The 13857-nt window shown below is 65.9% G+C and carries 12 protein-coding genes and 1 pseudogene; 5 read left to right on the top strand and 8 right to left on the bottom strand.

What is annotated here, in order from left to right; all coding sequences use genetic code 11:
• The first annotated feature begins 5 nt into the window (after positions 1 to 5).
• Positions 6 to 530 carry a MarR family winged helix-turn-helix transcriptional regulator gene (locus ACIRRA_RS38655; protein ID WP_402778993.1) on the top strand — a complete coding sequence of 175 codons (525 nt, stop codon included), beginning with the start codon at positions 6 to 8 and terminating at the stop codon, positions 528 to 530.
• Between the two features lie 530 nt (positions 531 to 1060).
• Here ACIRRA_RS38655 and ACIRRA_RS38650 read toward each other — a convergent pair.
• Together ACIRRA_RS38650 and ACIRRA_RS38645 are read right to left on the bottom strand one after the other, a co-directional pair.
• A complete protein-coding gene (locus ACIRRA_RS38650; RefSeq protein ID WP_402778990.1) occupies positions 1061 to 2611 on the bottom strand; it encodes a class I adenylate-forming enzyme family protein in 1551 nt (516 codons plus the stop codon).
• Positions 2612 to 2649: 38 nt separating this feature from the next.
• Positions 2650 to 3483 (bottom strand): crotonase/enoyl-CoA hydratase family protein, encoded by an 834-nt coding sequence (locus ACIRRA_RS38645; protein WP_402778987.1) that lies wholly within the window; start codon positions 3481 to 3483, stop codon positions 2650 to 2652.
• Between the two features lie 80 nt (positions 3484 to 3563).
• Here ACIRRA_RS38645 and ACIRRA_RS38640 point away from each other — a divergent pair, with 80 nt between their 5' ends.
• Both ACIRRA_RS38640 and ACIRRA_RS38635 read left to right on the top strand, forming a co-directional pair.
• Positions 3564 to 4370 (top strand): hypothetical protein, encoded by an 807-nt coding sequence (locus tag ACIRRA_RS38640; RefSeq protein WP_402778984.1) that lies wholly within the window; start codon positions 3564 to 3566, stop codon positions 4368 to 4370.
• A gap of 707 nt (positions 4371 to 5077) precedes the next feature.
• Entirely contained in the window at positions 5078 to 5515 is a 438-nt protein-coding gene (locus tag ACIRRA_RS38635) for a hypothetical protein (protein WP_402778981.1), read from the top strand.
• Here the strand turns inward: ACIRRA_RS38635 and ACIRRA_RS38630 are convergent.
• Both ACIRRA_RS38630 and ACIRRA_RS38625 read right to left on the bottom strand, forming a co-directional pair.
• A complete protein-coding gene (locus ACIRRA_RS38630; protein ID WP_402778978.1) occupies positions 5505 to 5684 on the bottom strand; it encodes a hypothetical protein in 180 nt (59 codons plus the stop codon). The two genes, ACIRRA_RS38635 and ACIRRA_RS38630, sit on opposite strands and share 11 nt — an antisense overlap.
• Before the next feature lie 18 nt (positions 5685 to 5702).
• Positions 5703 to 5969 (bottom strand): hypothetical protein, encoded by a 267-nt coding sequence (locus ACIRRA_RS38625; protein ID WP_402778975.1) that lies wholly within the window; start codon positions 5967 to 5969, stop codon positions 5703 to 5705.
• A gap of 18 nt (positions 5970 to 5987) precedes the next feature.
• Here ACIRRA_RS38625 and ACIRRA_RS38620 point away from each other — a divergent pair, with 18 nt between their 5' ends.
• Complete coding sequence (locus ACIRRA_RS38620; RefSeq protein WP_402778973.1) at positions 5988 to 6257, top strand: hypothetical protein; 270 nt, start codon at positions 5988 to 5990, stop codon at positions 6255 to 6257.
• 54 nt (positions 6258 to 6311) lie between these two features.
• On the opposite strand, the gene car is transcribed toward ACIRRA_RS38620, so the two are convergent.
• The 4 genes and pseudogenes from car to ACIRRA_RS38600 form a co-directional block, all read right to left on the bottom strand.
• Positions 6312 to 9824 (bottom strand): carboxylic acid reductase, encoded by a 3513-nt coding sequence (gene car, locus ACIRRA_RS38615; RefSeq protein WP_402778970.1) that lies wholly within the window; start codon positions 9822 to 9824, stop codon positions 6312 to 6314.
• Positions 9825 to 10170: 346 nt separating this feature from the next.
• Positions 10171 to 10350 carry a hypothetical protein gene (locus ACIRRA_RS38610; RefSeq protein ID WP_402778967.1) on the bottom strand — a complete coding sequence of 60 codons (180 nt, stop codon included), beginning with the start codon at positions 10348 to 10350 and terminating at the stop codon, positions 10171 to 10173.
• Positions 10351 to 10476: 126 nt separating this feature from the next.
• Positions 10477 to 11649, bottom strand: coding sequence for a serine hydrolase domain-containing protein (locus ACIRRA_RS38605; RefSeq protein ID WP_402778964.1), 1173 nt, complete (start codon positions 11647 to 11649; stop codon positions 10477 to 10479).
• A 249-nt stretch (positions 11650 to 11898) separates the two neighbouring features.
• Positions 11899 to 12106, bottom strand: a pseudogene (locus tag ACIRRA_RS38600) (IS110 family transposase); the annotation flags it as partial.
• A gap of 316 nt (positions 12107 to 12422) precedes the next feature.
• Here ACIRRA_RS38600 and ACIRRA_RS38595 point away from each other — a divergent pair.
• Entirely contained in the window at positions 12423 to 13556 is a 1134-nt protein-coding gene (locus ACIRRA_RS38595; RefSeq protein WP_402778961.1) for a lipase family protein, read from the top strand.
• Positions 13557 to 13857 lie beyond the last annotated feature (301 nt).

Here is a 13857-nt window from a genome sequence, read left to right as displayed (position 1 = left end):
ACGCCATGACGTTGGCCAACATCATCCGCGTCGACAGCGAGTTCCACCGGCGGCTGCCCGCCGGTGGAACTCGTCCAGGCCATCGCGCGGTGTTGGCGCGGGCCGACCTCGTCCGGTGCGAAACGCGGCTGTACAACGCACTCAACGATCATCTTCGTGAGCAGCACGGGATCGTCACTTCGCAGTTCGAATCTCTGTGTTTCCTGCGTGACCACCCGGGCGCCCGGGTGGCCGACCTCGCGCGTGAGTTCGCCGCCGGCGTCGGGGCGATGAGCAAGGGCGTCGACCGTTTGGAGAAGCAGGGATGGGTGGCGCGACAACCGAACCCGTCGGACCGCCGGTCGTCGCTACTCGCACCGACCCCCGACGGGGTGCGCCCGATAGAGGCAGCGGAGCGAACCTTCACCCAACGGCTGGCCGAGTTGTTCGACAGCAATATCCCGGATTCCTCGTTGTCGGCTGTCGCACAAGCCCTTTCACAGCTGAGCAGCAGGCTCGAACGCGAGCAGCTCGGCATGCCCGCAGGCTGACCGGCAGATCGAGAACCCGCCGGTACCGCCGGATCGTCCTGCCGGGCCGGTGCGGTGCGGCCCGTGCTGTCATGGTGCGCTGAACTCGGCTAGTAGCGGATGGACCTGGGCCGTGGTCGATCTCGACACCATCCAGACCGCGCTAGCGGGTTCGGTCAGCGCGGTATGCGGCAGTAGCGGATGTTCGGCACCGCTGTGAGTTCGGTCCTCTGATCGCGCCAGTCCGTTCTGTCAGCCCTCCTCGCGAGCCGACAGAAAGTCCCGGAGCTCGGTCACCGCTCGCAGGAATTCAGGCTCGAACGCCGTCGCCGTCTCGAACATGGAATACAGCGACTTGATCGTGACGTGGCGACCACCGATGTACTCAGCACGGGTTGCGTTGAGCGCGCCAGTCCAAACGAGGCCGCCTGATGTCAGTGCCAAGAGCCGTCGTGGAGAGTCGCAGTCATCCGATGCGGACCGCAGTCGCGCGAAAGCGCACAGGAGGTGCTGTCGGCGACTCGAAGTGTTGCGCCACCTACGTGATTCGGTCAGGCGGTCTTTTCGCTCTGGTCGCGAAGCTCTTGGCGGAGGGACTTCCTGTCGAGCTTGCCGACTGCCGTCTTGGGGACAGATGAGCGGAACACGAGGTTGCGGGGTTTCTTATAGGAGGCCAGGCCTTCGGCGACAAAAGCGATCAGTTCGCTGCGGAGCTGTTCGGATTCGTCGTAGCCGGGCGCGAGGACGACAACGGCGGTCACGGCCTCGACCCAGACCGGGTCGGGTGCCCCGACGACGATCGTTTCGGCGACAGCCGGGTGCGCGAGCAGTCGTTCCTCGACCTCCCGGGGGTAGACGTTGTATCCACCGGAGACGATCATGTCGGAGAGCCGGTCTTTGAGGTAGAGGAAGCCGTGCTCGTCGAAGACGCCGACGTCGCGAGTGTGGACCCAACCGCCAGCGGTGAAGGTGGCCGCGTTGAGTTCGGGCGCGTTGAAGTAGCCGGCAACGGCCGACGGTGAACGCACCACGATTTCGCCGGGTGTTCCTGGCTCGACGTCGTTTCCGTGTTCGTCGACCAGCCTGATCTCGACGTCGAGGGCGGGTTGCCCGCATGAGCGCAGGCGCTCGCCCTGGTGATCCTCGTGACGTAGGACCGTCAGGCACAGAGGAGCCTCGGTCTGCCCGTAGTACTGCAGGAACTGCACGTGGGGCAGGGCCGCCATCGCTTGCTTGATCGTGACGAGCGGCATGGGTGACGCACCATAGATCAGGTATCGCAGCGACGAGACGAGTTCGGGGTCGAAACTGGTGCGCTGCAACAGCATCTGGACCATCGTCGGTACCAGCATGGTCGCGGTGACCCGGTGAGTGGCGATCTGCTCGACGAAGGTGTCGGGATCGAATCCGGGAAGAACCAGAGTGGTGGCACCGCGTAACCAGAACGGGAGGACGAACACCCCGCTGGCGTGGATCAGCGACGCCGAATGCGCCATCACATCGTCGGGCGCAACCGGCAGGAGGTTCAGCAGCACGTTGCGTGCGATACCCGCATACGTGCGCTGGGTATGCTGCGCCGCCTTGAGGACTCCCGTGGTGCCGGAGGTGAACAGGGTCAAGATCACGTCGTCCGGCTCGACGGCGATGTCGGGGAGAGTGCTGGGCATGGTGGCCGCGACATCGAAGAGGGTACGGGTGTCGTCGAACGACGCCTCGAGGCCCACGCATCGCAGCTGCGGGAACCGGGCTGCCAGTTGTTGCGCGCGGTCGGCCAGGTCCGGGCCGTAGAACAGGGCGCTACAGCCGGTCTCGGCGATCATCCGGCTGTGCTCCTCGACGGAGAGCCGGGAATTGAGCGGGACGCGGTTGATACCGGCCTTGACGCAGGCGAAGTCGGTCGGGACGCTGTAGATGCTGTTGTTGACCAGTAGTGCGACACGTGAACGAGATTCGCATCCCTGCGCAAGCATGGCACGCGCCAGCCGACTGCTGAGTTCGTCGACCTCGCGGAACGTCATCCGCCGGTCTCCGCAGATCACCGCTATGCGCTCGCTGTGCTGCAGGGCGCCCCGCACGATCAGGTCTCGGGTCAATGGGCTCATGGTGACGATCCTTCTTTGTTCTCGGAATCCCGTGTGTCTCAAACTGTTCGGATGGGCGTGAAGCTGCCGTGGCGCCCGGCTCCGGACGCGAATCGCGCAGCACCAGCGACGCCCTCGCGCTCGACGATCGGCGCGCCATCGGTTCCTTCGGCCCTGAGCGCGGCCTCGAGTGGCAGATCGAACGACCGGTATGCCGACGTGCGGTCGACCAGCATGCATTCCTGCGGGAACTGCAACAACTGGTTCGCGATCTCTCGTGCCGCTTCCAGCGAGGCACCCGCCTCGACCACCCGATTGACCAGCCCGAAGGACAGTGCCTCCTCGGCCCCCACAGGGCGGCCGGTGAGGATCATGTCCAGCGCGCGCCCCTGACCGATGATGCGTGGAAGCCGCACGGTCCCACCGTCGATGAGCGGCACCCCCCATCGACGGCAGAAGACTCCGAACGTCGAATCCTGCTCACAGACTCGCAGGTCCGCGAGAAGAGCAAGTTCGAGTCCGCCTGCCACCGCATACCCACTCACCGCGGCGATCAGAGGCTTGCCGAGTGCCATGCGACTCGGCCCCATCGGCCCGGTACCGCCGCCGTGGGGATCGAGTTCGTGGCGACGCGCGGGGTCTCCCACGGCGGTGAGATCCGCACCGGCGCAAAAGGTTCCGCCGGCACCCCACAGGATCGCCACGCGCTGGGTGTCGTCGGCCTCGAACTGCTCGAACGCCTCACGTAGCTGCGCCGCCATCGGCCCGTCGACGGCATTCCGCCGATCGGGGCGGTTGAGCACGACAGTGGTGACGCCACCGTCGCGCTCGACGAGGACATCTGCGGCAGTCTGCGCAGCTGAAAGGAGGGAAGAGTCGGATGACGATGACACGGCCGGCTTCCTTACGGTCGGTTGACGGTTCCGCCGAGCGTAGCCGTTTGTAACAAATCTGAACAGAGTAGGATCAAATTGTGTTTCAAGTCGATGGGCGGCCCACCGCCTCCCGGGTCATCCTCGACCTCCTGACGGCAAGTCCGGAGGTCGAGTTCGGACTCGACATGCTGACCCTCGCCGGCGAGATCATGGGGCTGACCGCGGCGAACATGAGAGTGTCTGCCGCACGGATGTGCGCGGAGGGAAGAATCACCCGCACCACCCGCGGCACGTACACGCTCCTTACCGAAGCGCTACCCGCCTACACCGAGGTCAGCAGCTGGCGAACCCGCATCGAGCGCATGGTGCCATGGGACGGCACATGGACCGCGGTCGAACAGTCGCGTGTCAAACGCAGCGACCGAGCGGTACTACGCGCACACAACAACGCACTGTCGCTGGCCGGTATGGCCGACTGGACTCCTGCGGTAGCACTGCGCCCGAACAATCTCGATCACGGCACCGACGGGCTTCGCGCCACCTTGTCCAGACTCGGCGCCGCACCCGAATGCCACGTGTACCGAATCGACCAGTTGAGCGCCGACGACGTTGAAGCCGTTCATCGACTGTGGGACACCACATCTCGGACACGCAACCTGCAGAAAGCAGCTCGAGCACTCACGGACGCGACCCGCACCAGCGAAGATCGGACAGCCGTAGAAAACGCCCGCACCTCACTGCTGCTCGGCAGTGCCGTAATCAGCACCATCGTGCGCGATCCGCTGCTTCCAGAGGAACTCGCCCCCCTGTCGCCGCTCGCCGAGCTGATTGAGCAGATGAAAGAGTTTCAGGATCACGCACTGTCGTTGTGGCTCGAACTACTCGAGGATGGACACAGAACCTGACCTATCGTCAATGCCCTCATGGGATGTCTCCGACCTCGCTGCCGCCCACGCCGAGGACATCGGAGTCCGCACCGGCCGCCGCCCGCACCGACCCTCTCACCCAGCCGGCTCAGCCGGACCAGGTGAGGCCCGTGAGGTCCAGGCGGGCGAAATCACGGTAGCGAGACGATGGCAGTCGAACTGCTTGCACAGCAACGATTTTCACGGTCCTGCCAAGGACCCGCATTCGAATATTCGGTATTTGTCCAATCATCCCTGTGAGTCGCGGTCGCGGTCTTGGGTGGCGTAGGTCTTCCAGCTCCCTCGGCGGGCGCCACGCATTGGTCTGCCCGATGACCTCCCCCGCCTTCACAGATCGCCGGCCACAATACCGAACCGGCCGAACAACTACGACGAGCAGATGCCGAGCACCATGAAGGCAACCAGAGACACACTGAAATCGGCTATAGCGGACGTTCTGCACCGCACCAGGTTTCGGCCGCCGGCGCCCCGCTGGCCGGCTCGGCCAGCGCGGTATGCGGCCATGAGAGTGCGTTCATGTTGGACCGTGGGCTTTTTGAGTATTCCGCCGTGGAGATCGTCCCCGTCTTGGTACTCCGAAGCCGCGACAGTGGGGTCCTCTGGTAGCGAGCGCGATGCCCGCAGAACGCCAGGCAGTATCGCCGATTCGATCTCCACGCGAGTTTCGACGTTTCACAATGGCGGGCGTGTCGACACAGCTCGAGGTCAGCGACCAGTCCAGGGATCGGGTGCTCATGGTGCTCGCGGCCAGCCTGCTCATCCTGATCGCCTACTGGGTGCTCTGGTTCACCGCCCGCGGCGCGGTCGCCAGCAACGAACGCCCCGCATACATCGAATTCGAGAACGCTTTCCCGCTGGCCGACGCCTGGCTGGCGGTCTGCGTGATCGCAGCTGCCATCGCGTTGATCAAACGCCACGCCACAGCCCTTCTGTGGCTGCTGGCAGGCGGCGGATCAGCGATCTACCTGTTCTGCCTCGACGCGCTCTACGACCTCGAGAACGGCATCTGGTGGCGCTCGGGCACAGGCGGACTGATCGAGCTCGCCATCAACGTGATCACCCTGGCGGTAGGGGTGGGTCTACTGCGCTGGACCTGGCGTCGCCGCGCGGCCTTCACCAGCTGAGGTTCACGCTACGACCGCGCCGCCTGCGCGTCAGACCGCGCAGCGGCAGCAAGCCATGGACACCAAACCCGCTGCGGGTGAATCCATCATCGGCATCCGAGCCCACCGCGACGAGCAGCTGCACGCCGTTGCCCGCCCACCAGCGGGCCGCACAGCTCAACACCATCATGCTGAGCAGGCCGAGCCATTATGCGTCATCGACCATCAGCAGCATTGAAATGCCCTGCTGTGCAGCAGCATTCACCAAGACCAACGTCGCGGCCCCGGCGATGAGCTGGGAGGCCATGAAAACCACTACACGCAACGCATCACGAACCTCGACCCGAACCGCACCACCACCCGAAACGGGCGCATCCTCAAACCCGGCCATGATCAGCCACTGCTGCGGTGCAACAGTGGCTTGCCCGTCAGCAAGCGCCGCTACGACGTCCTCTGGGAACGCATCGGCCGCCAAGTGCCGACCGTCCGCACCATGGGAATCACCACCTATTGGCTACGCCATACAACCCTGCGCTGGGTCGAACGGAACTTCGGCCACGCGGTCGCGAAAGCCTGTGCCGGACATGCGATCAGCCACGCCAACGACGTCACCACCCTCTACACCCGGGCCGACATCGAAGAAGTCGCAACAGCGCTCGCCACGATGACCGATGAACCGCACCCTCTCGCCACGCACCCCGGACTGCATTCGCACCGAACCGTGCACATCCCGTTCGATCCGATGCAGAACGGACAATGGTGACTACGCATTTCACATCGATGGCGACCAGCTGACCGATCTGGTCCTCTGCTGGGGTCAGAGGAGCTTCAGCAGGTGCAGGTCGGCGACGTACTTGTGGACGAGGGCGCGGGAAAGGTGGGGGATGTCGGCGTCGGGGCCGAGATTGGCCTGCTGCACGGCGACGCGGAAGAGATCGGCGGGGAGGACGGAGCCTCGGGTGGGTTCGGCGGGGGTGCGGTAGGCGTCCAGAAGCGGGAGGACGGATTGCTGGCGCTGCTGCTGGGGTAGGGCCAGCAGGGCACTCTCGAAGCGGGACAGCCATTCGCCGTAGTCGTCGACGCGCTGGACGGGGTGGCCCTCGTCGATGAGCCAGTCGACGAACTGGTCCAGGGAGACGCCGTCGTCGTAGGGGTTCAGGACGTCGAAGCTGTGATAGCCGCTGGTGGCGCGGCCGCCGAGGGTGACGATCGCCTCGGCGGTGAAGTCTGCGGGCAGGCCGTCGTAGTGCGCCCGCTGCCGATGGCCGCCGGAGTCGGTGCGGTAGAACGACTTCGGCGCCACGCCGGTCACCAGGATGCTGAGGATCAGCCGGGTGAACATGTCGGTCACGTTGAGCTGCCCGGCGTAATAGCTGTGCGCGAGGATCATGTCGGAGCGGAACACCGCCACCGGCAGCCCGAACCGCTCCTGCGCGTCCCGTAGCAGCACCTCGCCGGCCCACTTGCTGTTGCCGTAGCCGTTGGCGTAGCTGTTGTCGAGTATCCGCTCCGGGCTCATCTCGCGAATGTCGCCGTCCTCGGCGAACCTCCCGGGCGGCACCTGGCCGGCCACCGCCACCGAGGACAGGTACGTAACCGGCTTGCGCCTGCCGGTCAGGGCCAGCCGGATCACTTCCGCGGTGCCGACAACGTTGGGGCCGAACAGCTGGTCGTAGGGCAGCACGTGGTTCACCAGCGCGGCGGGATGCACGACCATGTCGGCGGTGTCCGCCAGCCGCTGCCAATCCTTTTCCGTCAGACCAAGATTCGGGTAACCGATATCGCCGGGTAGCACCTGCAGCCAGCGTTCGGACAGCTCCCGGTAATGCCGTGACAACGTCGGATCGCCCGAGTCGAACACCGCGTCCAGCCGCGTGCGCGCCGCGTCCGCATCCTTGCCGCGGATGATGCAGATCAGGATGCCGTCGACGGCGTCCAACCGCTCCAGCCAGCGCAGGCACAGGAACCGGCCCAGGTATCCGTTGGCGCCGGTGAGCAGCACGGTCCGCGGCGTCGTGGCCGCCGCCGGCAGCGCGGGCGCGGCCTCCAGGGTGCCGGCGTCGATGAACTGCTCCAGTGTGAGGTCGGCGGCGCGGATCCGGTCGCCGGTGCCGTGCACCGAGACCGCGGTCGCGCGCCGCCCCGCGGTGACCTGCTCCTCCTCGATGTATCCGGCCAGCTGTTGCAGATCGACCGCGGGACTGACGATCACGCCGACGGGCACCTGTATTCCGAAGATCTCCTGTAGCAGGTTGGACAGCGACAGTGCCGACAGCGAATCGCCGCCGAGATCGCCGAAGTGCGAGTCGGGCCGGATATCGGCGTCGGCGCAGCCCAGTAGCGCCCGCACTGCCCGGTGCACGATCTCCGGCACCGGTCGGTCACCGATCCCGCTTCGCAACGCGGTCAATTCGTCGGTCTGCTGCCGCTCCAGCTCCCCGTAGAGTTCCTCCAGCCGCTCCCCGTAGCGCTGCTTCAGCTTGGGCCGCAACAGTTTTCCGACACCGGACAGTAGCCCTTCGGCGCGGGTGAACGGGCGCGTCTCGATGATGATGTCGCGCGGTATCTCGTAGGAGGCCAGCCCGGCATTCTGCGCGATCTTCTGCAGCGACTGCAGGACGGCGGCCTTCAGATCGTCCGGATGCGCATGCAGCGCCTCGTCGGTGGGCACCACCACCGCGAGCACGTAGGCGCGCTCGCTGGAGCCGTACACGTAGATCTGCCGGACCAGCGCGCTGATCGCGTATACGGCCTCCAGCTGGGACACGGCGACGAATTCACCCTGCGAGAGCTTCAGCACGTTGTTCCGCCGGTCCACATACACCAGTTCGTCGGGACCGATCTCGGCCATGATGTCGCCGGTGCGGTAGAAGCCATCGGCGTCGAACATCTCCGCGCTGAGCTCGGGCCGCTTGTAGTACCCGGGGAACATCGTCATCGTCTTCACCAGCAACTCGCCGCGCGGATTCGGCCGGTCGTCGTGGTGGTAGCCGAGTTCGGGCACGTCGGCGAGCTTGTAGTCCAGCACCTGGGGTCGGCTAATGTGGTTGTCCCGCATGATGCCTCCGGCCTCGGTGGAACCGTACCCGTCGTGCAGCGGCAGTTCGAACACGGACTCGATGAAGGCCCGCGTCTCCGCGGACAGCGGCGCGGTCCCGCAACTCATCGCCAGCACGCGGCCACCGAACTGCCGCTCCCGCAGGTCGATTCGCACCTCACGCTCGGCGGTGGTGCGGTCGGCGCCGTCCGCGACGCGCTGTTCCACCTCGCTGACGAACTCCTGGAATACCAGATCGCACACCCGCGGCACGAAGGACACCTCGGTGGGCCGCACCAGCGCGAAATCGTCGAACAGGGTGGACATGTGGCTGCCGGCGGTGAAATACGCGGTACCGCCACGCATCAGCGTGCTGACCACCTGCATCCGCCCCGCCAGATGGCTCTGCGGCATGTAGTTGAGCTCGATCGCGGGCAGCGAAATGCCATCGGTTCCGAAGCGAGTACGCCACATCGCGGCCAGCATCTCCTCGGTATACATCGCGCCCTTCGGGGTGCCGGTGCTGCCCGAGGTATAGATGAGCATGGACAGCGGATTCTCGCCGGCGGCGGGCACGAACAACGGGGCGGGAGACAGGCTGCTGCCTCGGTCGAGCACGGTGTTCAGCTCGGCCACCACGATGGGACTGTCGGCCTGCGCCAGGCGGTGGCGAGCGCCCTCCATGGCGGCACGGTCGTTGTCGTCCTCGGAGTTGTAGTCGAAGACCAGCAGTTGCTGCGGAGCGGCGGTTCCGGCGAGCACCGCGTCCACGGCCCCGTCGAGCATCTCCGGGCTGCTGGCGAGCACCCGCGGGGAGGTCTCGGCGAGGATCGCCGCCCACTGCGCGGGCGTCGCGCTCACCTGCAGTGGCACCGATACCGCGCCCTGCCGGGTGCAGGCGAGGTCGACCGTGATGTAGCCGGGGCTGGTGAACCCGAGGATCGCGACGAAGTCACCGGCACGCACGGGATGCTGCGGGTCTCGGTGCCATGCGGCGGCCAGCGCGCCCACCTGCGACCACAATTCCCGGTAGATCATGGTGTCGAAGCGCGGCAACAGTCGACGGACCCGGCGCCCGGCGGCGTCGGTACCGAGTTCGGCACCGCGCATGCCCAAGGCCGGCCTGTCGGCATACCCGGCCGCGAAGGTGTCGACCATCTGGGCCAGTCGCAGGCCAGGCCGCGCGGCCGCGGCGATGACCTCCTCCGACGGCATGGCATCGTGCACCTGCTGGTCGGTGAAGACCTGGTCGATGCGGTGTTGCTGTTCGGTTTCCCACGTATGCGTCGCCATGGCCGGTCTCCCTGGGTCGTTCGACGGACTACAACTAGAGAAAACCTCTGGCAAATTCAAAGCTTAGTTCCGTGCCTCCGGCATGCGCCACGATCACGGTGGACTGCGCGACTACGCGGCGACATCGCGGGCTTGTGGTAACCGACGCAATCGCAGGTACATGGCGACACCGCACCATATAGACCGGCCCGAACCGATGCCATACATGCCGGCCAGAGCGACCAATCTGATTGCTCACACTGGTCCCCCACCCCCTCGGCCGCCTGTTGCGTTTGCCGATCGTACGTCCCGAATCTGAGCACCGAATCAGCTCAGCGACGTGAAGAAGATTGCCTCGCAGCCCATTTCACGCCAGCGCTCCAAAGCGGCTGTCGCACAGGTCGATTCCAGCCTCGACGCGCACGTGGTGGCGTTCTTGCACTGGCTGGACGACACTGACGAACTGCCACGACGACCGATCACTGACGCTGGCCCCGTCGGACAGCACGGATAGACCGGCCAGCCCGACGACTCTTCGCCAACCCACCAGCGCCACCTTCAGTAAACGTCGAGAATCCAGTCTCGACGCCGTCGTGGGCGAGTTCAATCCAAACGGAAAGCCACAGGACTGCACAGCGATTCGCTGGGACTCCACAACGATCGGCGGCGCTGCTCACCGGCTCCCGGCGCACAGCGCGTGGTCGATCAAGGCACCGCCCACGTTCTCCTGCTCGAGGATGTGATCCGGGGTGTCGCCGCGGGCCTCGGACATGGACACCACCGCGCTTCGAGTGCCGTCCTCGGTGACGCCGTTGAGGGTGATGTAGCCGCCGTCCCCGCCCTCGTGACTCCAGTAGGTTCCTCCGCAGCTGAGGGGACGTTCGGCCAGACCGAGCCCGTATCGGCCTCCGGGCCACATCTGTTGGAGCTCCGCACTCACCGGGACGGTCTGCTTCATCTCCGTGAGCTGCCGGGCCGGGAGCAGCCGGCCGCCGAGCAGCGCGCGGAAGAAGCTGTTCTCGTCCCGGGTGGTGGTGACCCACGAAAGGGTCTGGTGCTCAACGGGTATCTGATCGGTGACGTCCACCTCGGCGCCGGGACCGAAGAATTGGTAGGCCCGGGCGCGGGGCTCGGGCAGCGTGGGCGAGGCGCCGGTCCACCGGGTCTGGTCAAGCCCGAGCGGGCCGAGGATGCGAGCTTCGATCTCCTGGTGGGCGGGTCGACCGGTGGCTTGCTGAATGATCATGCCGAGCAGTACATATCCGGTATTGGAGTACTGCCAGCCCCGCCCGGGCGGGAAGTCCGGCGCCTGGGCCATGGCACGGGCCACCAGCTCCTCGGGACTGTAGAGGTCGTAGCGCTGCTGGTAGTACTCCTCCGGCGTGGTGTATCCGGGTAGGTCGTCGTGAATGCCGCCGGTGTGCTGGAGCAGGTGGCGAATGGTGATCCGGCTGCCGTCGTTCCCGTTGCCCTGCACGACTCCCGGCAGCCAGCGGTCGACCGTGTCGTCGAGAGTCAGCGTGTGCTCGGCCTCGAGTTGGAGGACCACGGTGGCGACCAGGGTCTTGGCGGTGCTGGCCATGCGGAAGTAGCCGTCGGAGGGGACAGGGAGGCCGGTGTTCAGGTCTGCGGTGCCGCCGGTGGCGACCGATTGCCCACCATCGGGCGCGATGACGCGGGCCTGCACGCCGCTGACACCGAGAGCGTGGATCGCTTCCAAGTCCTGACGCAACTGCTCCGTGAGCGAGGCACCGGCGGGCTGGGCGACCGCGGTGGCCCCCTCGGCGACAAGCAACGCGGCGGCACTGAGGGCAACCGAAAGGCGCCCGCGCAGAGTCGAAGTCATAGCTGAACGCTAGTTTCGGCGCCGCCCCGGCGTAATCCGGCACATCCCCAGAATCGGAATGGGGGAAATCCCCGAGCCCGACCCAAGGAGCTGGTCAATCCAGCTCAGCGAGTTTGGCTTCGAGCAGAGTGCGTTCCTGGTCGTTGCCGCACAGGACGATGGCAAGGTCGAATTCGGTTCGGGCTTCGGCTATCCGGCCCAGTCTGGGACAGCAGCTGGCCTGGATTCGAGGAATCTCAATGGCCACTGTCAAGCGGTCGCGGCGATACCCGGCGTCCGTTCGGAGTGGTGACGACCGTCCCGCAGCAACGCCCATGACACGTCGACACCGACGAGCCAATGCGAGTAGTGCCTGGGTGTGGAGCAATCGCTCGGATCGTCTGCGCTGGTAGAACTCTCGCGACGGTCCCGCGACCTTCAGGCTGGAAAGGGCTGCGATGAAGAACGCTCGGCGCAGTGAGGCCAGGTCACCACCTGTGGCCACCAGGAATTCCGCACCCAGGTGAGCGCTGCTGAATGATCCTCAACACCACCGGTGTTCGTTGACTGCAGATCCAATCGCCTGAACCAGGCCAGTTCGAATAGGCCGCTGAGAGTGCCCCGGTTTGTTGGGGCTGCCGCCAGGACGGTACACCAACGTACCGTGCCGTGCGAGATTGGCGAGAGGAGATCCGATGTCGGTTCGAATTCGCTGGCGCACAGTCATCCTGGCTGCACTCATAGCAGCATCATCCGTCGCGGCGGCAGAAGGGCCGGCCTCAGCAGACACCACAATGACCCTGCCCGGCGACGACCCGTTCTACCACGGTCCCGTCGGCTGGCAACACGCGGTGCATGGAACCGTATTACGAACCCGCACAGTGCCATTGGCGCCGACCACGGTTCCGCTGCCGATCGAGGCAACTCAGATGCTGTACTCGACGACCGGCCAATTCGGAGAGCCCGATGCGACGGTCGCAACGCTCATTCGTCCGCCTGTCACATCCGGTCCGTTGCGGCTGATCTCGTATCAGACCGCCTACGACTCACTCAGCGCCGGCTGCGATCCGTCATACGCGTTGCGAGGTGGCGGCGGCGGTGCACCGCAGGACGCGCTGATCATCGCCGGCTACCTGACGGCCGGGTTCACGGTGGTCGTCTCCGACTACGAGGGGTCCGACCTCGCCTATGGTGCCGGACGAGCTTCTGGCACAGCCACTCTCGACGGCATCCGGGCTGCCCTGCAGACCCTCGGCGCCCCGGACACCATCCCTGTGGGCATGTCCGGATTCTCCGGTGGATCCATCGCCACCGAATTCGCCGCCGAACTCGCGCCGTCCTACGCACCCGAACTAGACATCATCGGCGCCGCAGCAGGCGGTATGCCCGTCGACATGGCCGACACCATCGACTACGTCGACGGCAGCCCCCAATGGGCGCTGGTGCTGCCGTACGTCATGCAAGGCGCCGCACGCGGCTTCGGCCTCGACCTGACCCCCTACCTCTCCGACCATGGCCGGGACATCATGGCCCAGATCGCCGACCACTGCGTCTCCAACGGCCCGCAATTCCCCGGCCTACACCTCTCCGACCTCCTCCGGCCCGAGTACCAGGATTATCGATCGATCCCAGGCTTTGCCCGCATCCTCACCCAGAACCGGATGGGCAGCGCCGGCACTCCGACAGCACCCATGCTGTTGGGCGCAGGCAATGTTGACGGCATCGGCGACGGCGTGATCGTCGCCGCGGGCGAACGCGATCTCGCCGCCGACTATTGCCGCCGCGGCGTCTCCGTGCAGTACGTGGAATACCTCGGCCTCAACCACCTCCTGGCCGGCGCCCTCTTCGTTCCGGCCGCACAAGCTTTCCTCATGGCCCGCTTCGCCGATGCGCCACCGGACAGCGGCTGCACACGGCTGACACAGTGATCAGCCGCCGACAAATCCTCGACTTCCCAACGAGACTCGACCGAGTGGGACAATCTCACAGACACTTCGTAAGCGAAGCCGACACGAAATCGTTCATGAGATTGCAAAGCGCTTGCCGAAGATCTCTCCGCGGATGCGCACCGCCCGGGCCACCGGCTCTCTTCGGCAGGCGCCGGACACCCGTTCTCTGACGAACCGCATGCCCCTCGAGAACTCGCCGCCGAGGGCAGCACCATCGGTCACAGGCGCCGCTGGTCGAGCGGGCGCCGCCGACACCAATACCGCACCCGACGCAGCCGCT

The sequence above is a fragment of the Nocardia sp. NPDC101769 genome, assembly GCF_044766925.1.
Classification (GTDB): domain Bacteria; phylum Actinomycetota; class Actinomycetes; order Mycobacteriales; family Mycobacteriaceae; genus Nocardia.
This window is presented reverse-complemented; position numbering and strand designations above follow the sequence as displayed.

Bases quoted from the DNA above. Each gene is read 5' to 3' on its own strand.
- ACIRRA_RS38620 (WP_402778973.1), top strand. From the start codon at position 5,988: ATGGGAATCACCACCTATTGGCTACGCCATACAACCCTGCGCTGGGTC.
- ACIRRA_RS38595 (WP_402778961.1), top strand. From the start codon at position 12,423: ATGACCCTGCCCGGCGACGACCCGTTCTACCACGGTCCCGTCGGCTGG.
- car (WP_402778970.1), bottom strand. From the start codon at position 9,824: ATGGCGACGCATACGTGGGAAACCGAACAGCAACACCGCATCGACCAG.
- ACIRRA_RS38650 (WP_402778990.1), bottom strand. From the start codon at position 2,611: ATGAGCCCATTGACCCGAGACCTGATCGTGCGGGGCGCCCTGCAGCAC.
- ACIRRA_RS38630 (WP_402778978.1), bottom strand. From the start codon at position 5,684: ATGATGGTGTTGAGCTGTGCGGCCCGCTGGTGGGCGGGCAACGGCGTG.
- ACIRRA_RS38605 (WP_402778964.1), bottom strand. From the start codon at position 11,649: ATGACTTCGACTCTGCGCGGGCGCCTTTCGGTTGCCCTCAGTGCCGCC.
- ACIRRA_RS38655 (WP_402778993.1), top strand. From the start codon at position 6: ATGACGTTGGCCAACATCATCCGCGTCGACAGCGAGTTCCACCGGCGG.